18 protein-coding genes are annotated in these 21,111 nt (G+C 67.4%); 12 read left to right on the top strand and 6 right to left on the bottom strand.

All coding sequences use genetic code 11. The features are described 5' to 3' along the window. Positions 1 to 350: 350 nt before the first annotated feature. Positions 351 to 506: a hypothetical protein gene (locus ACE3P6_RS11435; protein WP_374372535.1), complete on the top strand. Its 156-nt coding sequence runs from the start codon at positions 351 to 353 to the stop codon at positions 504 to 506. Between the two features lie 7 nt (positions 507 to 513). On the opposite strand, the gene ACE3P6_RS11430 is transcribed toward ACE3P6_RS11435, so the two are convergent. The 3 genes from ACE3P6_RS11430 to ACE3P6_RS11420 all read right to left on the bottom strand — a co-directional run bounded on the left by ACE3P6_RS11430 (position 514) and on the right by ACE3P6_RS11420 (position 2,837). Further along, the gene (locus ACE3P6_RS11430) at positions 514 to 1,722 is read right to left on the bottom strand and encodes an NAD(P)/FAD-dependent oxidoreductase (RefSeq protein WP_374395007.1); all 1,209 of its coding nucleotides are present in this window, start codon (positions 1,720 to 1,722) and stop codon (positions 514 to 516) included. A gap of 119 nt (positions 1,723 to 1,841) precedes the next feature. Next, complete coding sequence (locus ACE3P6_RS11425) at positions 1,842 to 2,348, bottom strand: copper chaperone PCu(A)C (RefSeq protein WP_374395005.1); 507 nt, start codon at positions 2,346 to 2,348, stop codon at positions 1,842 to 1,844. Between the two features lie 126 nt (positions 2,349 to 2,474). Continuing rightward, complete coding sequence (locus ACE3P6_RS11420) at positions 2,475 to 2,837, bottom strand: hypothetical protein (RefSeq protein ID WP_374395003.1); 363 nt, start codon at positions 2,835 to 2,837, stop codon at positions 2,475 to 2,477. A gap of 125 nt (positions 2,838 to 2,962) precedes the next feature. On the opposite strand from ACE3P6_RS11420, the gene ACE3P6_RS11415 reads away from it, so the two are divergent. Beyond that, positions 2,963 to 4,030 carry a dipeptidase gene (locus ACE3P6_RS11415; protein ID WP_374395001.1) on the top strand — a complete coding sequence of 356 codons (1,068 nt, stop codon included), beginning with the start codon at positions 2,963 to 2,965 and terminating at the stop codon, positions 4,028 to 4,030. Between the two features lie 36 nt (positions 4,031 to 4,066). Here ACE3P6_RS11415 and ACE3P6_RS11410 read toward each other — a convergent pair whose 3' ends face one another. Further along, positions 4,067 to 4,954: a LysR substrate-binding domain-containing protein gene (locus tag ACE3P6_RS11410; protein WP_374394999.1), complete on the bottom strand. Its 888-nt coding sequence runs from the start codon at positions 4,952 to 4,954 to the stop codon at positions 4,067 to 4,069. A gap of 163 nt (positions 4,955 to 5,117) precedes the next feature. Between ACE3P6_RS11410 and katG the strand changes: the two genes are divergently transcribed. Continuing rightward, positions 5,118 to 7,286 (top strand): catalase/peroxidase HPI, encoded by a 2,169-nt coding sequence (gene katG / locus ACE3P6_RS11405; RefSeq protein WP_374394997.1) that lies wholly within the window; start codon positions 5,118 to 5,120, stop codon positions 7,284 to 7,286. 49 nt (positions 7,287 to 7,335) lie between these two features. Here the strand turns inward: katG and ACE3P6_RS11400 are convergent, their stop codons facing one another. Continuing rightward, on the bottom strand, positions 7,336 to 8,244 hold the full coding sequence (locus ACE3P6_RS11400) for a LysR substrate-binding domain-containing protein (RefSeq protein ID WP_374394995.1): 909 nt from the start codon (positions 8,242 to 8,244) through the stop codon (positions 7,336 to 7,338). Positions 8,245 to 8,336: 92 nt separating this feature from the next. Here ACE3P6_RS11400 and ACE3P6_RS11395 point away from each other — a divergent pair, with 92 nt between their 5' ends. Then, the gene (locus ACE3P6_RS11395) at positions 8,337 to 9,902 is read left to right on the top strand and encodes a trimethylamine methyltransferase family protein (RefSeq protein ID WP_374394993.1); all 1,566 of its coding nucleotides are present in this window, start codon (positions 8,337 to 8,339) and stop codon (positions 9,900 to 9,902) included. Positions 9,903 to 10,056: 154 nt separating this feature from the next. Here the strand turns inward: ACE3P6_RS11395 and ACE3P6_RS11390 are convergent, their stop codons facing one another. Beyond that, positions 10,057 to 10,248, bottom strand: coding sequence for a hypothetical protein (locus tag ACE3P6_RS11390; protein WP_374394992.1), 192 nt, complete (start codon positions 10,246 to 10,248; stop codon positions 10,057 to 10,059). A gap of 277 nt (positions 10,249 to 10,525) precedes the next feature. Here ACE3P6_RS11390 and ACE3P6_RS11385 point away from each other — a divergent pair, with 277 nt between their 5' ends. From ACE3P6_RS11385 to ACE3P6_RS11350, 8 genes are all read left to right on the top strand, one after another. Beyond that, a complete protein-coding gene (locus tag ACE3P6_RS11385; protein WP_374394990.1) occupies positions 10,526 to 12,538 on the top strand; it encodes a CocE/NonD family hydrolase in 2,013 nt (670 codons plus the stop codon). A gap of 90 nt (positions 12,539 to 12,628) precedes the next feature. After that, the gene (locus ACE3P6_RS11380) at positions 12,629 to 13,738 is read left to right on the top strand and encodes a succinylglutamate desuccinylase/aspartoacylase family protein (protein ID WP_374394988.1); all 1,110 of its coding nucleotides are present in this window, start codon (positions 12,629 to 12,631) and stop codon (positions 13,736 to 13,738) included. 23 nt (positions 13,739 to 13,761) lie between these two features. Further along, complete coding sequence (locus ACE3P6_RS11375; RefSeq protein WP_374394986.1) at positions 13,762 to 15,366, top strand: peptide ABC transporter substrate-binding protein; 1,605 nt, start codon at positions 13,762 to 13,764, stop codon at positions 15,364 to 15,366. Next, the gene (locus ACE3P6_RS11370; RefSeq protein ID WP_374394984.1) at positions 15,367 to 16,290 is read left to right on the top strand and encodes an ABC transporter permease; all 924 of its coding nucleotides are present in this window, start codon (positions 15,367 to 15,369) and stop codon (positions 16,288 to 16,290) included. It abuts the gene before it with no gap. Further along, positions 16,280 to 17,152, top strand: a complete 873-nt coding sequence (locus ACE3P6_RS11365; RefSeq protein ID WP_374394981.1) for an ABC transporter permease — start codon at positions 16,280 to 16,282, stop codon at positions 17,150 to 17,152. Before ACE3P6_RS11370 ends, ACE3P6_RS11365 begins: the two co-directional genes overlap by 11 nt. Continuing rightward, positions 17,142 to 18,122, top strand: a complete 981-nt coding sequence (locus ACE3P6_RS11360; protein WP_374394979.1) for an ABC transporter ATP-binding protein — start codon at positions 17,142 to 17,144, stop codon at positions 18,120 to 18,122. Before ACE3P6_RS11365 ends, ACE3P6_RS11360 begins: the two co-directional genes overlap by 11 nt. After that, positions 18,119 to 19,090, top strand: a complete 972-nt coding sequence (locus ACE3P6_RS11355; RefSeq protein WP_374394978.1) for an ABC transporter ATP-binding protein — start codon at positions 18,119 to 18,121, stop codon at positions 19,088 to 19,090. Before ACE3P6_RS11360 ends, ACE3P6_RS11355 begins: the two co-directional genes overlap by 4 nt. Beyond that, a complete protein-coding gene (locus ACE3P6_RS11350; protein ID WP_374394976.1) occupies positions 19,087 to 20,895 on the top strand; it encodes a prolyl oligopeptidase family serine peptidase in 1,809 nt (602 codons plus the stop codon). Before ACE3P6_RS11355 ends, ACE3P6_RS11350 begins: the two co-directional genes overlap by 4 nt. The last annotated feature ends 216 nt before the right edge of the window (positions 20,896 to 21,111 follow it).

Raw genomic sequence — 21,111 nt, 5'->3', positions numbered from 1 at the left:
TCCCGGCGGGGGCCGGGCAGGCCCGCAGCCGCAGCGAGCGGTTGGCGCCCGGCCGCAGCCCCGGTGGCTGCCGACCGCGCGTTAATGCTTGCTTCTCAGGACCTTGCACCAACCATTCGCGATCAAACGAATCGTCTTTCAAACCCGTGACAGGATACGGAAAAAGGTTCGTGTGCAGCCGCAGAAACGCCCCATGCGCGGGTGAAAATTTGTCCCCTCTGCGGGCTACAGGGACAAAATTCCGCCGACACTGAAATCTTGGGGAAGCTGAACCACACGCAATGGTGGTATTGTCCGGCCATCGGACCTGAGTCGCTGCCCGACTACTGCCAAGTCCAGGAGAACCCGAGATGACACAGATTCTGCAGTCGCGCCCCCGCCCCGCCAGAACCTATGCCGCCGTCGCCCTGTTCCTTGCCGTCTATGTGGGAGTGCTGGTTTTCGTCTTCGCGCCCAAGGACATGATCTCCGTCCAGTCCCCGACCGCACTGCTGGAAACCGACTGAACCGAAGCTAGATGATCGCCCCTTCCACCAGCGCGCGCCCCTCGGCGATGCGCCTGTAGTGGAATTCGGCCATGTCCAGCGTCCGGTAGCCGCCGTGCACGATCAACTCCGCCGTCGCCCGGCCCATTGCGGGCGATTGTTGCAGCCCGTGGCCTGAAAACCCGTTCAGGAACAGGAAGTTGCCGATTTCCGGGTGCGGCCCGGTGATCGCGTTCTGGTCGAGGCAGTTGTAGTCGTACTGCCCAGCCCATTCGCTGATCACCTTCACCGCCTCGAAGGCCGGGATGCGGGTGGCGATATAGGGCCAGATCTTGTCCATCCAGAGCCCGTGATCCATCGCGAAATCGTCGAAGGCCACCGCAGGGTCCACGTCGGCATGGCCCCCCGCCATATAGGTCCCGCCGCCCACTTCGCGCACGAAAACCCCTGACGGATCAATGGTCAAGGGCAACGGGCGGTCCAGCGGCGTTTCCGCCTGGATCACCCAGTTGAAGCGTTTCCTCGGCTCGATCGGAATCGCGATCCCGGCCATCGCCGCCACCTTCGCCCCCCGCGTGCCCGAGGCGTTGACGACCGTCCCGCAGCCCACCGTCCGACCGGATTTCAGCCGCACCCCCGTGACTTGGCCACCCGAGACGTCCAGCCCCACCACCTCGTCCGCGACATATTCCACCCCCGCCTCGCGGGCCTTGCGGTGGAACCAGTCGAACACGGTCGAGCCGTCGAAATAGCCCTCGTCTTTCGTGTTCAGGCTCCCCAGAACCAGACCATCCACCGTCATGAACGGGAACTCCGCCGCGATCTGGCCGGGCGTCAGGATGCGCGTTCCCGCCCCCGCCGCCGCCTGCACCTTCTGGTTGGCGCGCAGGACATTCGCGAAACCCTCGTCATTGGCGAGGTAGAGGTAGCCGAAATTCTGGATCTTCAGCTCCGGCACCCGGTCGTCCCCGCCCATGCGCGCCCGCAGAGACTGCACAAAATCGGCGCCGAACTGCGAGACGCGGATGTTCAACTCGGTCGAGAACTGCTGGCGGATGCAGGAGAAACTCAGCGTCGTCGCCGCCTGCTCATAGGACGGGTCGCGCTCCACCACCAGCACCCGGCCGGTGAAGCCCATTTGCGTCAGCCACCAGGCGGTCGACGACCCCATGATCGCCCCGCCGATGATCACCACGTCATAGACGCCGTGCTTCGGCTCCTTTTGAAATCCCTGCATGTCCGTCCTGCCCTCAAGCTCTCGGCCACGGGTGTAGCGCAGCTTTTCCGCAGGGTAAATCCGGGCCCGGAAGGCAGCAGGGCGACGAAAGCCGCCCCGCTGAAGGTTGCGGCTCCGGCCTAGTTGGAGCCCTCGTCCATCTGCATCCCGTCCATCTTGGAATGGTCCATGCCTTCCATTCTCTCGGCCATCGGCGGGTCGATCATGAATTCGACCTCGACCCGGCCGGCATGTTCGAAGATCAGCGTGACCTTGTGCATCTCGCCTTCGGTCAGCGTGCCGGTCAGGCCCATAAGCATGATGTGATAGCCGCCGCGTTCCAGGCTGACGGTCTCGCCCGCCGGAATGTCCAGCGCCGGAACCGGCTCCATCGTTCCGACGCCGTTGGCATCGACCTTGCTTTCATGGACTTCCGACTTCGCTGCCATGTCAGTTTCAACCCCGATCAGCTTGTCGGCCTCGCTGCCTTCGTTGACGATGGCAAGGTAGCCCCCGGCAGCCTTGGCGCTGGCAGCAGGCTGCGGGATATGGGGATGAATGAACTGCAGGGAGCCGACCGTCAGGTCATGGGCCAGCAACGGAGAGGAAAGGCACAGGGCCGCAACAAGGGTGAGAAGACGTTTCATCGTCAGGTTTCCTTTTGGAGTATCGACAGATTGGAAGCGCTACCCGGTTTCCTGCGAAGACCGGACAGCACCGAAAGTGCGTGGTGTACGCAGCGACCTGCGCAGCGACCTGCGCTGCGACCGCCGTCATGCGACCGGCGGGCCCTGCGGACTGCGCGCCAGATCAAGGACGCGCGCGACGGTCAGGTTCTCGCGCGGGGCAGTGACGGCGACCTCTGCGGCCTGGTCGGTCCGGACAGGCCCCCTCTCGGGGGGAGGCACATCGGCGCCGCCGGAAATGTGACAGGCCTGGCAGAGCGGGTCGCCGTGCGACCCCGGCACGCCGGCGCCGCCGCAGAAATCATCTGCGGTAGCACCGTTCGCAACCAGGAAGGCAAGCACCTTGTCGTTCACGTCCGGCGCGCGATGCGCCCAGCCGGTCGCAACCAGCGCGACGGCCAGGACGGCGAAAAGCGCCACCCGCAAGCGAAGCATGAAGGGCCCTGCCATGATGCGCCTGCCTAGGCCGGGCGACCCTGCCCGTCAACCGGACAATGCGGCGCAGGTCGCGGCTTGCCTTGTCCGAGGATCGGCGAAAGACTGCGGCCCGAAATCAATCAGCCCCGGATCGCCCCATGCCCACTCAAGTTCCCGTCTTCGATGGCCACAACGACATCGTCCTGAAGATCGCCGCCGCCGGTGAGAATCGCGCGAAGCTCTGGCTGCAGGGCGAAGGCGCGGGGCACCTGGATCTGCCGCGGATGCTGAAACACGCTTTCGCGGGCGGCTTCTTCGCGGTCTACATCCCCTCACCGGACGAGGGCGAGCCGGTCGACCACGACGCACTTATGGACAAGCCGCCCTATGACCTGCCGCTGCCCGGCCTGATCGACCACACCGCCGCCCAGCCCGTCGCGGTCGAGATGCTGGGCCATCTCCTGTGGATGGAGCGCGCCTCCGAGGGCCGCTTCCGCTGGTGCCGCAGCGCCGCCGACATCCGCGCCGCGATGGCGGCGGGCGCCGTCGCGGGCATCCTCCATTTCGAGGGTGCCGAACCCATCGGCCCGAACCTCGACGCGCTGCACCTCTTTCACGCGATGGGCCTGCGCTCGGTCGGCCCGGTCTGGAGCCGCCCGACCATCTTTGGCCACGGCGTCCCCTTCCGCTTTCCGTCCACCGGCGACACCGGGCCGGGGCTGACCGATCTGGGCCGTGCGCTGGTCCGCGAATGCAACGCGCTGCGCATCATGATCGACCTCAGCCACCTGAACGAGGCCGGGTTCTGGGACGTGGCGAAACTGTCGGACGCCCCCCTCGTCGCCACCCATTCCAACGCCCATGCCGTCACGCCTTCGAGCCGCAACCTGTCGGACCGCCAGCTGCGCGCCATCGGCGAAAGCGGCGGCATGGCGGGCCTGAACTTCGCCACCTGCTTCCTGCGCCCCGACGGCCGCCGCAGCCCCGAGATGACGCTGGACCCGGTCAAGCGCCACATCGAGCACATGCTGAAACACGCGGGCGAGGATCATGTCGGCCTCGGCTCGGACTACGACGGCGCGACCACGCCCAAGGACATCGGCGGGGTCGAGGGCCTGCCGGTGCTGATCGCCGCGATGCGCGAGATGGGCCTCGGCGAGGCGCTGATCACCAGGATCGCCCACGGCAACTGGCTGCGGCTTCTGGAGCGCACCTGGGGCGGCTGACGCCCCCCGACGAGACGACGAAGTGAACGAGGGGGCTCAGGCGAAGGCGACCCGCAACCCCTCAGCCAGCCCCACATAGCGGTCGGCCAACGGGTTCGACCGCCGCCAGACCAGCCCGATGGTCCGCTTTGGCCGCGGCTCCGGCAATTGGTGCAAGACCACCGGGGCCGAACGCAGTTCGACCTCCGCCGCCATCTCGGGGATCAGCGTCACCCCGATCCCGGCCCCCACCATCTGCACCAGCGTCGACAGCGACGAGCCTTCCATGATCTCGCCCGTCGGGCGCTGCGGCAGCTTGCAGACCGCGATCGCCTGGTCGCGGAAGCAGTGGCCTTCCTCCAGCAGCAGCAAAGGCTCGGCGGGCAGCTCGGCCAGGGGCGGCACCGGCAGATGCGCCGCGTCCAGGTTGCGGACCAGCAGGAACTCCTCGTCGAAAAGCGGCGTTTCGGCCAGCGAGGGCTCCGACACCGGCAGCGCCAGCAGCGCCAGGTCCAGGCGCCCCTCGCCCAGGTCGCGCACCAGTTTCGGCGTCACCGCCTCGCGCGGGCGCAGGTCAAGCTCGGGATAGGCCGCCGCCAGATGCCGCATCACCCGCGGCAGCAGATAGGGTGCCACCGTCGGGATCACCCCCAGCCGCAGCCGCCCCGACAAGGGCCCGGCCGCCGCCCGCGCCAAGGCCCCCAGCTCGTCCACCGCGCGCAACACGTCGCGGGCGCGCGCCGCCACCTCCTCGCCCAGCACCGTCAGGCTGATCTGCCGCGCCCCCCGTTCGACCAGCGGCGCACCCAGGATCTCCTCCAGCTCCTTCACCTGCAAGGACAGGGCCGGTTGCGAGATCGACGAGGCCTCCGCCGCGCGCCCGAAATGGCGGTGCCGCGCCAACGCGTCGAAATAGCGCAGGTGCTTCATGGTCAGCGGTGTCATAGGTTCTGCATATCGCGGCGATAGGAAAATGAAAATTCCTATTATCGCTCGAGGGTGCTAGCCATGACCCACGACGAAGACCGGCGAGTCGCTCCCCCGGCCCGAAAGGCTTGGGCGCGACCTGTCGTTTCGTTACCGCATTCAGCCAGACGAGGAGAGCAAGATGGACGGCAATGACGTGAAGAGCGGGGGCAAATGCCCGGTCATGCACGGCGCGATCACCGAGACGGGATCGTCGGTGACGGAATGGTGGCCGAAGACGCTGAACCTCGACATCCTCAGCCAGCATGACGCCAAGGTGAACCCGCTGACCGGCTTCAACTACCGCGAAGAGGTGAAAAAGCTGGACTTCGACGGGCTGAAGCGTGACCTCATTGCGCTGATGACCGACAGCCAGGACTGGTGGCCGGCCGACTGGGGCCACTACGGCGGGCTCTTCGTCCGCATGACCTGGCATGCCGCCGGGACCTACCGCATGGCCGACGGCCGGGGCGGGGCGGGCACCGGCAACCAGCGCTTCGCGCCGCTGAACTCCTGGCCGGACAATGGCAACCTCGACAAGGCCCGGCGCCTCCTGTGGCCGATCAAGAAGAAATACGGCAACCGCCTGTCCTGGGCCGACCTGATCGCCCTGGCCGGAACGATGGCCTACGAGAGCATGGGGTTGAAGACCTACGGCTTCGCCTTCGGCCGCGAGGACATCTGGGCACCCGAGAAGGACATCTACTGGGGGTCGGAAAAGGAATGGCTGACCGACCAGCGCTACCCCACGAAGGACGACCGCGCGAGCCTGGAGAACCCGCTCGCCGCCGTGGTCATGGGCCTGATCTATGTGAACCCGCAGGGCGTGAACGGCACTCCCGACCCGCTGAAGACGGCGCAGGACGTGCGCGTCACCTTCGCCCGCATGGCGATGAATGACGAGGAGACCGTCGCACTCACCGCAGGCGGCCACACCGTCGGCAAGGCACACGGCAACGGCAATGCTGCCCTGGTCGGGCACGAGCCGGAGGGTGCGGGCCTCGAGGAACAGGGTCTGGGCTGGATCATCAACGCCACCCGTTCGATTGGTCGCGATACCGTGACCTCGGGGCTCGAAGGCGCCTGGACCACCCACCCGACGAAATGGGACAATGGCTTCTTCCACCTTTTGCTGAAATACGACTGGTGGATGACGAAATCCCCCGCCGGGGCCTGGCAATGGCAGCCGATCGGCATCACCGAGGAAGACATGCCGGTCGATGTGGAAGACCCGTCGATCCGCCGGATGCCGATGATGACCGACGCCGACATGGCGCTGCGCTTCGACCCGGAATACCGCAAGATCGCCGAGCGTTTCCGCGACGACCACGCCTATTTCAGCGACTGCTTCGCCCGCGCCTGGTTCAAGCTGACCCATCGCGACATGGGGCCGAAGGACCGCTACATCGGCCCCTGGGTGCCGCAGGAAGACCTGATCTGGCAGGATCCGGTCCATGAAGGCCCGAGCGGCTGGGACGTGGCCGCCGTGAAGGCGAAGATCGCTGCCTCGGGCCTCTCGGTCAGCGACATGGTGACGACCGCCTGGGATTCGGCCCGCACCTACCGCGGTTCCGACCACCGCGGCGGCGCGAATGGCGCCCGCATCCGCCTTGCGCCCCAGAAGGACTGGGAGGGCAACGAGCCCGCTCGTCTCGCCCGCGTGCTTTCGGTGCTGGAGCCCATCGCCAAATCCGCCGGGGCCTCGGTCGCCGACGTGATCGTGCTGGCGGGGAATGTCGGCGTGGAACAGGCGGCGAAGGCTGCGGGGTTCGACGTGGCGGTGCCCTTCCATGCCGGTCGCGGCGACGCGACGGACGCCGAGACCGATGCCGACAGCTTCAGCGTGCTGGAGCCCCTGGCCGATGGTTTCCGCAACTGGCAGAAGCAGGACTACGTCGTCACCGCCGAGGAAATGCTGCTCGACCGGGCGCAGCTCATGGGTCTGACCGCCCCCGAGATGACCTGCCTGATTGGCGGGATGCGAGTGATCGGGACGAACCACGCCGACACCAAGCACGGGGTCTTCACCGACCGCGTCGGCGCGCTGACCACCGACTTCTTCACCGGGCTGACGGACATGTTCTACAGGTGGGTGCCGAAGGGGTCGAACCTCTACGACATCACCGACCGCAAGACCGGCGCGGTCAAGTGGACGGCCACCCGTGCCGACCTCGTCTTCGGCTCGAACTCGATCCTGCGCGCCTATGCCGAGGTCTATGCCCAGGACGACAATGCCGGGAAGTTCGTCCGTGACTTCGTTGCGGCCTGGACCAAGGTGATGGAAGCCGACCGCTTCGACCTGCGGGCCTGATCCGAAACTTGGGGAACGGCCTTCGGGCCGCTCCCCTCCCCGCCCCCTGTCAATCGCGGGGCTGCGCCAGAAGCCAGTCCCGCACTTCCAGCGCTGCGCGCGACAGGGTGGCGTTGCGCGGCCAGATGACGTGGAATTGCAGGCCGGTCGACAGTGCATGGTCGGAGAGTCGCACCAGCACGCCCTGATCCACCAACCCCTCGACCAGATGCCTCCAGCCGAGCGCGATCCCCTGCCCGGCGATCACCGACTGCACGACCAGCACATAGTCGTTGATCTGCAAACCCTTCGGCACCCGCCGCCCCTCGATCCCGGCCGAGGCGAACCAGTCGCGCCAGGTTGCCGCCGACCGGTGCGGCTCCTCCAGATGGATGAGCTGGTGGTCGAGCAGGTCCGCCGCCAGCCGAGGCCGGTCGCGCCCCGCCAGGTAGCCCGCGCCGCAGACCGGATAGATCACCTCCGCCGCCAGCGGGGCAGACTGATACTGCGGCCAGTCGCCCGGATCGCCGCCCCGGATCGCCAGCGGAATCCCCTCTCCGACCAGGTCAAGGTCGCGGTCCGCGGTCTGGATGCGCAGGTCGATCTCCGGCAGGTCGGCCCGAAGCTCTGCCATGCGCGGCACCATCCAGAAGGCCGCGAAGGCGGTGGAGCAGGACAGCGTCACATGCCCCCCCGTCGCCACCGCCCGCAAATCCTGCGCGGAACGCTGGATATGCTGAAGCCCGATTGACACATCGGCATGGAACCGCGCCCCCGCCTCGCTGAGCCGCACCCGGCGGTGTTCGCGCAGGAACAGGGCGGTCCCCAGATGCGCCTCCAGCCGGTGCACGGCATAGGACACCGCCGCCTGCGTCATCCGTAGCTCGCGCGCGGCGCCGGTGAAACTGGACAGCCGCCCCGCCGCCTCGAACACGACGAGGCTGTTGACCGAGGGAAGCAGGCTGCGCAGGTTTTCCATAAACCTACCTTATCAAGTCCATGAAACTTTTCCAGCGTCACACAGCGCGGCGAGAGGTCTACCCTGACGGCGGCTTATCGAAAGGCGAAATCATGGCGGACGGCGACCTTCCCGAACCGAAACGGCAGCGCGGCGGGCGGCAGAAGCTGCGCGATGCCCGCGTGGGCGTCGAGGCGGGCGTCCACCGCCCCTACATCGTGCGCGGCATCCCGACCTACGACATCCTGTCCGAGGAAAGCCTGGTCGCCATCGAGAAGACCGCCGACCGCATCCTGGCTGAGATCGGGATCGAGCTGCGCGACGACCAGCCAACGATGCAGCTCTACAAATCCGCCGGGGCCGAGGTGACGCCGCAGACCGAGGGCATTTGGCGGGTAAAATTCCCGCCCGGAATGCTGCGCGAAATCCTGAAGACCGCGCCGGAAGTCTTCACCCAGCACGCCCGCAACCCGGCGAATGCGGTGCAGATCGGCGGCAACAACGTCGTCTTCGCGCCCTCCTACGGGTCGCCCTTCGTGATGGACCTCGACAAGGGCCGCCGCTACGGCACGATCGAGGACTTCCGCAATTTCATCAAGCTGGCGCAATCCTCGCCCTGGCTGCACCATTCCGGCGGCACCGTCTGCGAGCCGACCGACGTTCCGGTGAACAAGCGCCACCTCGACATGGTCTACAGCCACATCCGCTATTCCGACCGCGCCTTCCTGGGCTCGATCACTGCCCCGGAACGGGCGGCCGACAGTGTGGAGATGGCGCGCATCCTGTTCGGCGAGGCCTTCACCGACCAGAACTGCGTGGTGATGGGTAACTTCAATACCACTTCGCCTTTGGTCATCGACGGGGTGACGGCTGCGGGCATCCGCACCTATGCCGCCGCGAACCAGGGCTCGATCCACCTGCCCTTCCTGCTGGGCGGGGCCGTCGCCCCCCTGACCACCGCAGGGATGGTCGCGCAAGGACTGGCCGAAAGCATGGCCTCCTGCGCCATCGCGCAGCTGACCCGGCCGGGCGCGCCGACGATCCTGGCCTCGTTCTTCTCCTCGATGAGCCTGCGCACCGGCTCGCCCACCTTCGGGACGCCGGAACCGGCCATCGGCTCGCTGGCGATGGGCCAGCTGGCGCGGCGGCTGAAGATGCCGCTTCGCTGCGCCGGGAACTTCTCCACCTCCAAGCTGCCCGACGGGCAGGCGATGCAGCAAAGCATGATGTCGATGATGTCCGCCGTGCAGGGTGGCGCGAACTACGTCCTGCATTCCGCCGGTTTCCTCGACGGGCTGCTGTCGATGTCCTACGAGAAACTGGTGATGGACACCGATATGTGCGGTGCCTTGCACGCCTATCTCGACGGGATGGCGGTGAACGAGGACACGCTCGCCTTCGAGGCGCTGAACGAACTTGGACCGGGCCAGCACCTGTTCTCCACCCAGCACACGCTGCGGCACTACGAGACCGCCTACTGGGATTCCGCGCTGGACGACAACCAGCCGTGGGAGACCTGGGACGAACAGGGCGGCATCGACTATGCCCAACGCGCCAATACCCGCTGGAAGAAGATCCTGCGCGACTATGAGGCCCCGGCGCTGGACCAGTCGACTGACGAGGCGCTCAACGCTTTCATGGCCCGGCGCAAGGAGTCGATGGCCGACATGTGGTACTGACCGGACGCACGCCGGGTCGGCGCGTCGTGCCTGTTGCGCGACTTGATCGCCGGATCCGCGTCTCCGGACGGGAAAAGTAGATACTCCGCCCGTGAAGAAGGACGCGGGCGGGGCATGGTCGCCGCCGGGGGTAACCCGGTGATCCGAGGGGGGGTCATTCCGCAGGTGGCGGCGGGTGGCCGTTGTGGGTGGCCATGTAGCCTTCGATCTCGACGTCCAGCCTGGCCATGCCGACGCCGCCTGCCATGAGGTCGGTGATCTCCTCGCGGGTCTTCTGGCCCTTCTTGAAATCGACCGCGACCGCGCCCCGAAGTGGACGGCGCGGGCGATGGCAAAGCTCTGCCACTCGCCGCCCGAGACACCCCCCACCAGCCGGTCGCCATCGGTGATCCGGGTGATGCCCATGTCCTGCACGGCTTTCGCTGCCACCGCATTCGCCGTCTTTCGGTCGTAGCGCTGGCGGATGTGCTGATCGGCCGGAGTGGCGAAATGCTGGGCTGACCTGCCGCCCGGCCAGCTTCCTCTCGATTGGATGGCCCTCGGCGCGGGGCAAGATTTCCGTCGCATTGTTGAACGATTGTATAGTAGGGTGACGGGAATCAGTCAGATCGAATGGAGATTTGATGGCCTCGATCCGCAGCCAGTTCCCGCGCCGGGTCGAGGTGGTCGAGAACCTGTGGATCCCGCTGCCCGACGGCACCCGGTTGGCGGCGAAGCTGTGGCGCCCGGCGGAAGGGCGGCATCCGGCGATCCTGGAATACCTGCCGTACCGCAAGCATGACGGCACCCGCGGGCGCGACCAGGGGATGCACATGTATCTGGCTGGGCACGGCTACGCCTGCCTGCGGGTCGACATAAGGGGGTGCGGCGAAAGCGAAGGGCTTCTCCACGACGAATATTCCGAGATTGAACAGCAGGACGGTTGCGACCTGATCGCCTGGATTGCCGCGCAAGGCTGGTGCGACGGACAGGTGGCGACGATCGGCATCAGCTGGGGCGGGTTCAACGGCTTGCAGATCGCGGCGCGGCAGCCACCCGCGCTGAAGACGGTGATCGCGGTCGGCTTCACCGACGACCGCTATGCGACGGATGTGCATTACATCGGCGGCTGCCTGTCGAAGGACAATCTGGACTGGTCGGGCACGATGGTCGCGGGGATGGACCTGCCGCCCGACCCCGCGCTGCATGGGCCGACCTGGCGCGACCTCTGGCTGCAAAGGATCGCGGCGAACCGGCCCTGGGGGCTGATCTGGATGCAGCACCAGCATCGGGATGACTACTGGAAGCAGGGTTCGGTCTGCGAGGATTTCAGTGCGATCAAGGTGCCGGTCTATGCGGTGTCGGGCTGGGCCGACAACTATTCGGAAGCGGTGCCGCGGCTGCTGGCGGCGCTGGGGCCGGACCGCTGCCGCGGGCTGGTCGGCCCCTGGGCGCATTCCTTTCCGATGGATGTGACGGTTGGACCGGCAATCGGCTGGCTGCAAGAGGTGCTGCGCTGGTGCGACCACTGGATGAAGGGGCAGGACACCGGGATCATGCGGGAACCGGCGCTGCGGGTCTGGATGCAGGACAGCGTGCCGCCGAAGACCTGCTATGCGGAGCGTCCGGGGCGCTGGGTCGGCGAGGAAAGCTGGCCGAGCCCGCGCATCGAGGACTGGCAGCTGTATCCCGTGGGGTCCGGGCTATGCGACAGCCCGGAACCGGGTGAAGCGCGTGTCTGCTCCCCGCTCTGGGTCGGCGCGGCGGCGGGGGAGATCGGACGCTATGGCGCGGAGGCCGACTGGCCGACGGATCAGCGCGAGGATGACGGCGGCTCGCTGGTCTGGATGACCGCGCCGCTGGAGGATCGGGTGGAAATCCTGGGCGCGCCCCGGCTGCGGCTGCGGGTGGCCTCGGACAAGCCGCTGGCTCTGGTGGCGGTGCGGCTGTGCGACGTGGCGCCGGACGGGGCCTCGACCCGGGTGACACTGGGGATGCTGAACCTGGCGCATCACCGGGGCCACGACCGGCCCGAGGCGCTGGTTCCCGGCAGGCCGGTCGAGGTGGTGGTGGATCTGGACGACATCGCCCATGCCTTCCCGGCGGGACACCGGATCGGGTTGTCGCTGTCCTCGGTCTACTGGCCGATCACCTGGCCCTCGCCCGAGCTGGCGACGCTGGCCGTCGACCTGGGCGCGGCGCAACTGGTCCTGCCCCGGCGTCCGTTGCGGGCCGAGGATGCCGCATTGCGTGCCTTCGACCCGCCGGAACTCGCGCCGCAAAGCCCGGTGATCGACCATCCGGTCGCGCCCGCCCATCCGCGCCGGGTGACGCGCGAGCTTCTGTCGGGAAAGATCACGGTGGATTTCCCACGCTGGTGCTATGACCACGAATTCCCCGATATCGGCATCAGGCAGGCGAGCGAGGGCCATGCGCGCTATGAGATCACCGAGGGCGACCCGCTGAGTGCTGCGATGGAGACCCGCTACCAGGTGGTGCAGACCCGCGCGGATGGGGTCTTCACGCATGACAGCCAAAGCCGGATGACCTGCGATGAAAAGACATTTCACATCTGGGCGGAAACCGTGATCCGGGAGAACGGCACCGAGATCGCCCGGCAGGAATGGCGCGAGGAGGTTCCGCGTGACCATGTGTAGGCCTGCGTCCGGTCGCCGCTGCAGGGTTGACTCGCGGGGGACGCGAAGAGCAAGCTTTGATCAAATGCCCCCGTCAGGCCCGAGGTGCGCATGAGAACCGAGACCGTGCCCCTGAGCGGGCCAAGTCCAGGCACCACGCGGACCCTGACCCGTCATCACTGGGGACAGGAAGGGGCAAGGCCGAAGGTCTATCTGCAGGGGGGCCTGCATGCCGACGAGATGCCGGGTCCGCTGGCGCTGTATCATCTGATGCAGCTGCTGGATCTGGCCGAGGCCGAGGGCCGCATCGCCGGGCATGTGGTGGTGGTCCCGCTGGCCAACCCCATCGGGCTGTCGGAGTGGCTGTTGCACAAGCCGGTGGGTCGGCGTGATCTGGAAGGGGCGCATAACTTCAACCGGGGCTATCCCGATCTGGCGGCGCTGGTGGGGGACGCGCTGGAGGGGCAGCTTGGCACCGACCCGGTGGCGAATGTCGCGACGATCCGGGCGGCCTTCGGCGCGGCGCTGGCCGGGGCGAAGATCGAGACCGAGGTCGACGAGCTGCGCATCCGGCTGATGGAAGCCACCCATGACGCCGACATCGTGCTGGACCTGCATTGCGACCACCGGGCGGTCATGCATTTCTATGCCTCGACCGCGCGGCCCGAGATCACCGATCTTCTGGGCCGCTGCACCGGGGCGGAGCTGGCACTGATCGAGGACAGTTCGGGCGGCAATGCCTTCGACGAGGCGCATACGGCGCCGTGGCGGGCCTTGCGGGATCGGTTCGGCGACAAGGTCCCGCAGCCCTGCTTCTCGACCACGCTGGAATATCGCGGGCAGCTTGACGTATCGGATGCGGTGGCGGCCGAGGATGCGGGCGGGCTGATGACCTTTCTGGTCGAGCTGGGCGCGCTGACCGGCGAGGCGGACCCGGCCTATGGTCCGGCCGAGGAAATGCCGTTGGCGGGCGCAGTGGAGTTCATGGCCCCCATCGGCGGGATCGTGACCTGGGTGACGCAGCCCGGCGACCGGGTGGCGGAAGGTCAGGTCCTGGGCCACATCACCGACCCCGCCGCCCGCCGCCGCGAGGAAATCCTTGCCCCGACGACGGGGCTTCTGTTCCGGCAGGAGCTGTGGACCACCTGCCTGAAGGGGCAGGGCCTCTGCCATGTGGCGGGGCATGAGATCCGGCGGCAGGGTGACCTCCTGTCCAACTGAAACCATAACAGGGAGTGACGCAGATGATCGGAAAGGCAAGCAAAGTCGCGCGGTGGCTGGCCGGTGCGGCCACGGCCTTGGCGCTGGCGGCGGGGCCGGGGATGGCGGATGCGGTGCTGGACCGCGGCATCGGCTCGGAGTGGTCCAGCCTCGACCCGCAGGTGAACTTCGACGCCGCGGCGGGCTGGATCATCATGGACGCCTACGAGGGCCTGGTGACCTTTGGTCCCGGCGGCGGCATCCAGCCCGGCCAGGCCGAAAGCTGGGACGTGTCCGAGGATGGCAAGACCTATACCTTCCACCTGCGCGAAGGGCTGAAATGGTCGAACGGCGACCCGGTCAAGGCACAGGAATTCGTCGATTCCGTCTTCCGCACGCTGGACCCGGCGACGGTCAGCGAAAAGGGCTATTACTTCTATTCGGTCGTGAAGATCAAAGGCGCCGAAGCGATTGCCAACGGCGAGGCGAAGGATGCCAGCGGTCTTGGCGTGACCGCCCCCGATGACCGGACCGTGGTGGTCGAGATGGAGACCCCTGCCCCGCATCTTCTGAACATCATGGGCGCCTTCCAGATCCCGCCCCTGCACGGGCCGTCCTATGCCGCGAACGGGGCGGCGGGCTTCGTCGACCCGGCCAAGCTGGTCACGAACGGCGCCTACACGATCACCGAGATCGTGCCGCAGAGCCATGTCCTGCTGACCAAGAACCCGAACTACTGGGACGCGGCCAACGTCAGGATCGAACAGGTGAAATACCACGTCACCGAAGACGTCGCGACCGAGTTCAAGCGCTTCCAGGCCGGCGAGATCGACATCACCTACGACGTGCCGGTGAACATGCTGGAAGAGCTGAAGACCTCGATGCCCGATGCGCTGAACATATCGCCCTCGACCGAGACGACCTATTACAGCTTCAACCTGACCAAGCCGGAACTACAGGATATCAACGTGCGCACGGCACTGTCACTGGCGATCAACCGCGAGCTTGTGCAGGGGAAGATCGTCAAGGGTGGCGCGATCCCGGCCTATTCCTACGCGGGCGGCTTCGACCCCAGTTACGAGGGGCCGATGATGCCGGGGTTCGATCTGTCGCAGCCCGACCGCGAGGCGAAGGCCAAGGAACTGATGGCGGCGGCGGGCTTCGGGCCGGACAATCCCTTGAAGCTGACCATCGTCACCACAGTCGCCGAAGACCGCGTGCGACTGGCGCAGGGCGTGGCGCTGATGTGGAAGCAGGTGCTGGGCGTCGAAGCCACCGTCAACCCGATGGAGCGCAAGGCCTGGCTCGATGCCTTCTATGCCGGAACCTGGGACGTCTTTGCCGACAACCTGGTGGGCGATTTCGCCGGGGCCGAGACCTTCCTCGCCTACATGCGCCCGTCCTCCGACCCTGGCTATCACTGGGTCAAACCGGAGTATGACGCTCAGATGGACCTGGCGGCGACCATGCCCGACGCAGCCAGCCGCAACGTGGAACTGGCGAAGGCCGAGAAGATCCTGCTCGACGACGTCATCTTCGCCCCCATCGCCAAGGAACCCCTGCGCCGTCTGGTCAGCCCCAAGGTCAAGGGCTATACCCCCTCGGTCACCGACTACATCAACAGCCAGTTCCTGACGCTGGAGCCATAGGTGCTGCGGTTCGTCGGGCGCAGACTGTGGAGCGGGGGGTTGACGCTGGCCGCGCTGGTCACACTGACCTTCTTCGTGATGCGCCTCGCGCCCGGCGGGCCGTTTTCCCGGAACCGCAAGATCAGCCCGGAAGTGCAGGCCAATATCGAGGCGGCCTTCCATCTGGACGAACCCGTCTGGATGCAGTTCGGCCGCTTCGTCTGGGGCGTGCTGCGACTGGACCTCGGGCCGTCGACCCGGCACCGGGACTATTCGGTCAACGACCTGATCGCCAGCGGCCTGCCCTATTCTCTGACCATCGGCTTCTGGGCCGTGGTGGTGGCGACGCTGGTCGGTGTGGCGCTGGGGATCGCCGGGGCGCTGCGCAGGAACGGCGTGACGGATTATGTCGCCGGGATCGTCGGCGTCACCGGCATCGCCATCCCGATCTTCGTCATCGGCCCGGTGATGCAGGTTATCTTCGGGCTGCGGCTGGAATGGCTGCCGATCGGCGGCTGGGACGGCACCTGGCGCTCCCTCGTGCTGCCGGTCATCGTTCTGGCCCTGCCGAACATCGCTTATATCAGCCGCCTGACCCGCACCTCGATGATCGAGACCCTGCGCGAGAACTATGTCCGCACCGCGCGGGCCAAGGGGATCGGCTGGCGGCGCGTGTTGTGGCGGCACACCCTGACCGGGGCGCTTCTGCCGGTGATCGCCTATCTTGGCCCGGCAACGGCGGCGATCATCACCGGGTCGATCCTGATCGAGACGATCTTCGCGGTGCCGGGCATCGGGCGGCATTTCGTCGATGCCGCGCTGAACCGGGACTATCCTTTGGTGATGGGGATCACGCTCCTCTACGGCGGGCTCCTGATCCTGTTCAACATCGGAACCGATGTGGTCCGCGCGCTGCTTGATCCGAGGATCCGCAATGAGCGTTGACCTTGCCCCGCCGCGCGGCACCTCAACCTTTCAGCTGCAATTCCGCCGCTTCCGGCAGAACCGGCTGGCGATGGCTTCGGTCGCGGTGCTGGTGCTGATCGTGGGGCTGTGCTTCCTTGGCCCCTATGCCTTTCCCTTCACGGGCGAGGACGCGGATTTCGACTTCATCTCTGCCCCGGCCGAATACACCTGGCCGCATCTTTTCGGGACCGACGACTTCGGGCGCGACCTGCTGGTGCGGGTGCTGGAGGGTGGGCAGGTGTCGCTGACCATCGGCTTTCTCGGCGCGCTGGTGGCGGGGGTGATCGGCGTCCTTTACGGTGCGGTGGCGGGCTATGCCGGGGGGCGGACCGATGGGCTGATGATGCGGCTGGTCGAGATCCTGTACGGTTTTCCCTATGTGATCCTGGTGATCCTGCTCAGCCTCCTCTTCGGGGGCGGCAACGTCGCGCTGTTCGCCGCCATCGTCTTCACCCTCTGGCTGACCCCTGCGGTCATCGTGCGGGCGCAGGCGCAGTCTCTGGCCCAGCGGGAGTTCATTCAGGCCGCGCGGGCGGGCGGGATGACCGGCCCGGCCATCGTGCTGCAGCATATCGTGCCGAACTGCATGTCCACGGTGATCGTCTACGGCTCGCTTCTGGTCCCCGAGGTGATCCTGTCGGAGTCGTTCCTCTCCTTCCTCGGCATCGGGATCAAGGAACCGCAGGCCAGCTGGGGCAACCTGATCCAGACCGGCACCTCGGCGATGGAGACGGACCTGCGGCTGCTGCTTCTGCCGGGGGTGCTGCTGGCGCTGGTGCTTCTGTGCCTCAACTTCATCGCCGACGGGCTGCGCGATGCCTTCGACCCCAATGACCGATAGCCTCCTTTCCATACGGGACCTGAGCGTCCGCTTCCGCCTGCCCGACCGCGAGGCGGTGGCGGTGGACGGGGTGTCACTGGACCTGAAACCGGGCGAGGTGCTGGGCATCGTCGGCGAAAGCGGGTCGGGGAAAAGCCAGATCCTCTATGCGATGATGGGGCTGCTGGCCGCCAACGGACGGGCCTCGGGGCAGGTGCTGTTCCAGGGCCAGGACCTGCTGGCGCTTTCCCCGCGCGATCTGGACCGGGTGCGGGGCGATGCGCTGGCGATGATCTTCCAGGACCCGATGACCGGCCTCAACCCCTACATGCGCGTCGGCGACCAGCTGGCCGAAGGGCTGATGGTCCACAAGGGGATGTCGCGGGTAGAGGCGCGGGCCGAGGCGGTGCGGATGCTCGACCGCGTCCGCATCCCCGACGCCGCCGCGCGGTCCCGGCGGTTTCCGCATGAATTCTCCGGCGGAATGCGCCAGCGGGTGATGATCGCGATGGCGCTTCTGGCGAAGCCGCGCCTGCTGCTGGCCGACGAGCCGACCACCGCGCTGGACGTGACCATCCAGGCGCAGGTGCTGGACCTGATGGCGGAGCTGGGGCGCGAGACGGGAACGGCGATCATCCTCGTCACGCATGACCTGGGCGTGGTGGCGCAGCTCTGTGACCGGGTGGTCGTCCTCTACGGCGGGCGGGTGATGGAGGAAGCCCCGGCGGAGACCCTGTTCGACGCGCCCGCGCATCCCTACACCCGGGGCCTTCTGGCGGCGATGCCACGGCTGGAAACCGCGCTCACCCCGCGCCTCGGCACCATCCCCGGCACGCCGCGCTCGGGCGGGGCCGTCACCGGCTGCCCCTTCGTCGATCGCTGCGAGGTTCGCCTGCCCGTCTGCGCCACCGACCGGCCCGCCCTGCGCGACCTTGCCACCTTCGGCCCGGGCCGCCGCGCCGCCTGCCACCTGACGGGGGCCGCGCCATGACGCTGCTCGACGTGCGTTCGCTGGGCGTAGGCTACCGCGTCCCCGGTGCCGGGCCCTTCTCCGCCCCCCGCCTGCTGCCCATCGTCCACGACGCCTCCTTTACCCTCGACGCAGGCCGCACCCTCGGCGTCGTCGGCGAATCCGGTTGCGGCAAGTCCACCCTCGGCCGCGCCCTCCTCCGCCTGATCGAGCCGTCCGGGGGCCAGGTCCTCTGGCAGGGGCAGGATATGGCCACCCTCCCCGACCTGCGCCGCCGCCGCTCCGAGATGCAGATCATCTTCCAGGACCCGGTCGCCGCGCTCGACCCCCGGATGACGCTGGCCCGCATCGTCAGCCGCCCGCTCGCCACTTTCGAGCCCGGCCTCTCCCGCCGCGAAGCCCGCACCCGCGCCATCGAGGCCCTGGGGCAGGTCGGCCTCTCCCCCGATTTCGCCGACCGCTACCCGCACGAACTCTCCGGCGGGCAGGCGCAGCGGGTGGGCATCGCACGGGCGCTGGTCGGCAGGCCAAAGCTCATCATCTGCGACGAACCCGTCTCGGCGCTGGATGTCTCGATCCAGGCGCAGGTGATCAACCTGCTGATGGACCTGCAGGAACGGATGGGCCTCGCCCTCGTCTTCATCTCCCACAACCTCGCCGTCGTGCGCCACATCAGCCATGACGTGATGGTGATGTGCCTTGGCCGCGTCGTCGAACACGCCCCGCGCAGCGCCTTCTACGCCAAGCCTCTCCACCCCTACAGCCAGGCCCTGATGCAGGCCGTCCCCGAACCCGACCCAAGGCGCGAGAAGGGTCGCGTCGGCACCGCCCTCGCCGGAGAACTCCCCTCCGTCCTCTCCCCGCCCCCCGGCTGCGTCTTCGCCAGCCGCTGCCCCAAGGCCGCCGACCTCTGTCGCACCACCCGCCCGGACCTGCGCGAGGTCGCCCCCGGCCGCCTCGCCGCCTGCCACTTCACCGAGGCCCCATGACCGACCTTGCCGCCCTCTGGGCCTCTGTCCCGCAACTCTCCAACATCCACGCCAGCGCCGATGGGGCTTGGGCCTTCTGGTGCCTCGCCGGGCCGGACGAGACCGAAAACGTCTGGTGCGCCCCCCTCGACGGCTCCACCCCGCCGCGCAGGCTGACCGAGGGGCAGGACCACTACCTCATCCGCGACGTGACGCCAGACGGCAGCCGCCTCCTCCTCGCCCAGTCGCTGAATGCGAACGAGCATGACCACCTTCTGCTCCTGAACCGCGAAACCGGGGCGCTGACGCAGCTCACCCCCACGCAGGACACGCATTACGTCTACGGCGGGGCCTTCTCGGCGGACCAGAGCACGATCTTCTTCCTGGCGGACTACGACTACGCCACAGGTCAGGTGACACCGGGCGCCTGGCTCTGGCAGCAGGACCTCGCCACCGGCACCCGCACCTGCCTCGCGCAGGCGGACAGCCCGCCGCATTTCTACGTCGGTCCGCTCCTCGCCCCCGATGGCACCCGGCTTCTCTGGCACCGCAGCGACCGCGCGCCCGGCGGCTATCAGCTGTGGGTCGTTCCGGTGGAGGGCGGCGCGGAAAAGGTTCTGGACCTTGGGCCGAAGAACAACATCCTCGCCGTCTGGCTGGACGACGACCGCATCGGCTTCGCCTGCGACCACGACGGACGCGACCGGCTGGGCGTCCTGACCCTCTCCACCGGCGGGGTCGACTGGATCGCCGAAGAACCGCAGCTCTACCCCCATGCGGTGCTGGCCGGAACGGGGCCGAACTTCCTCTGCATCCACCATCAGGAAAGCCACACCCGTGCCGCGCTGGTTGGCCCCACCGGCATCCGCCCGCTGCCCAACCTCTCCGGCCGCCGCAGCCTCCTCCCCCATGCCGCCCTGCCCAAAGGCGGCTGGCTGGCCGAGGCCTATGACGCCGACGCCCCGCATGACCTTGTGGCCATCGCCGCCGACGGCACCTGCCGCACCATCTACCGCGCCCCCCCTGAACCAGCGCGCCACCACATCGCCCCGCAGGACTTCCGCTGGACCGCCCCGGATGGCCGCGCAATGCAGGGCTGGCTCTACCGGCCCCAAGGGGTGCCGAAGGGCCTGATTGCTTACGTCCACGGCGGCCCGACCTGGCATTCCGAGGATTGGGTGAACCCCAAGATCCAGTTCTGGCTCGCGCAAGGCTATGCCGTCCTCGACCCCAACTATCGTGGCTCGACCGGCTTCGGCTATGCCCACCGCGAGGCGGTGAAAGAAGACGGCTGGGGCGGCCGCGAACAGGCCGACATCCGCGCGGGGCTGGTGGCGGCGCTGGCCGCAGGTATCCCCGGCCCGGTGGCGGTGGCGGGCAATTCCTACGGCGGCTTCTCCAGCTGGTTCGCGATCACCCGCCACGCCGACCTCGTGACCGCTGCCATTCCGATGTGCGGCATGTATCGCCTCGACATCGACTTCCATGAAACCGAAATGCCGCATGGCCGCGCCTACAGCGAAGAGATGATGGGCGGCACTCCCGAGGAGTTCCCCGAGAAATACGCCAATGCCTCACCGGGCCGCTTCATCGACCGGATCAGGGGCCATGTGATGATCGTGCACGGGCTGGCGGATTCCAACGTCGGGCCCGAGAACACCCATACCGCCGTGCGCGAGCTGACGGCGGCGGGCATCCCGCACCAGGTAATGCTCTTCGCCGACGAAGGCCACGGCGTGTTCCGGCGGCGGAACGTCGCGGCCTATCTGCGCGCCAGTGCGGTGTTCCTGGACCGCGCCTTCCACGACGGGATGCGACCGGCTTGATCCCGTGAGTCCGGTGCAGTCCCGACCGGAACCGGAAAGCAATGTGCATCAAGAGACGGACGACAGGACTGTCAGTTGACTGCGAACGCGTCGCCATTGCTCACACCTAGCGCCTGTCTTGACGAGCAGAAAGAGTACGCCTGGTCAGCTCGACGAGGTCCCGTATCTCCCTACCTTGCGACAGGCAAATATCCTTCGTCCGCACCCCACGAGCCG

The organism is Tabrizicola sp. (assembly GCF_041911175.1).
Classification (GTDB): Bacteria; Pseudomonadota; Alphaproteobacteria; order Rhodobacterales; family Rhodobacteraceae; genus Tabrizicola.
This window is presented reverse-complemented; position numbering and strand designations above follow the sequence as displayed.

What these genes read in the sequence shown, in the direction of transcription:
- ACE3P6_RS11435 (WP_374372535.1), top strand. Translation starts at nt 351, where the DNA reads ATGACACAGATTCTGCAGTCGCGCCCCCGCCCCGCCAGAACCTATGCC.
- ACE3P6_RS11430 (WP_374395007.1), bottom strand. Translation starts at nt 1,722, where the DNA reads ATGCAGGGATTTCAAAAGGAGCCGAAGCACGGCGTCTATGACGTGGTG.
- ACE3P6_RS11425 (WP_374395005.1), bottom strand. Translation starts at nt 2,348, where the DNA reads ATGAAACGTCTTCTCACCCTTGTTGCGGCCCTGTGCCTTTCCTCTCCG.
- ACE3P6_RS11420 (WP_374395003.1), bottom strand. Translation starts at nt 2,837, where the DNA reads ATGGCAGGGCCCTTCATGCTTCGCTTGCGGGTGGCGCTTTTCGCCGTC.
- ACE3P6_RS11415 (WP_374395001.1), top strand. Translation starts at nt 2,963, where the DNA reads ATGCCCACTCAAGTTCCCGTCTTCGATGGCCACAACGACATCGTCCTG.
- ACE3P6_RS11410 (WP_374394999.1), bottom strand. Translation starts at nt 4,954, where the DNA reads ATGACACCGCTGACCATGAAGCACCTGCGCTATTTCGACGCGTTGGCG.
- katG (WP_374394997.1), top strand. Translation starts at nt 5,118, where the DNA reads ATGGACGGCAATGACGTGAAGAGCGGGGGCAAATGCCCGGTCATGCAC.
- ACE3P6_RS11400 (WP_374394995.1), bottom strand. Translation starts at nt 8,244, where the DNA reads ATGGAAAACCTGCGCAGCCTGCTTCCCTCGGTCAACAGCCTCGTCGTG.
- ACE3P6_RS11395 (WP_374394993.1), top strand. Translation starts at nt 8,337, where the DNA reads ATGGCGGACGGCGACCTTCCCGAACCGAAACGGCAGCGCGGCGGGCGG.
- ACE3P6_RS11385 (WP_374394990.1), top strand. Translation starts at nt 10,526, where the DNA reads ATGGCCTCGATCCGCAGCCAGTTCCCGCGCCGGGTCGAGGTGGTCGAG.
- ACE3P6_RS11380 (WP_374394988.1), top strand. Translation starts at nt 12,629, where the DNA reads ATGAGAACCGAGACCGTGCCCCTGAGCGGGCCAAGTCCAGGCACCACG.
- ACE3P6_RS11375 (WP_374394986.1), top strand. Translation starts at nt 13,762, where the DNA reads ATGATCGGAAAGGCAAGCAAAGTCGCGCGGTGGCTGGCCGGTGCGGCC.
- ACE3P6_RS11365 (WP_374394981.1), top strand. Translation starts at nt 16,280, where the DNA reads ATGAGCGTTGACCTTGCCCCGCCGCGCGGCACCTCAACCTTTCAGCTG.
- ACE3P6_RS11360 (WP_374394979.1), top strand. Translation starts at nt 17,142, where the DNA reads ATGACCGATAGCCTCCTTTCCATACGGGACCTGAGCGTCCGCTTCCGC.
- ACE3P6_RS11355 (WP_374394978.1), top strand. Translation starts at nt 18,119, where the DNA reads ATGACGCTGCTCGACGTGCGTTCGCTGGGCGTAGGCTACCGCGTCCCC.
- ACE3P6_RS11350 (WP_374394976.1), top strand. Translation starts at nt 19,087, where the DNA reads ATGACCGACCTTGCCGCCCTCTGGGCCTCTGTCCCGCAACTCTCCAAC.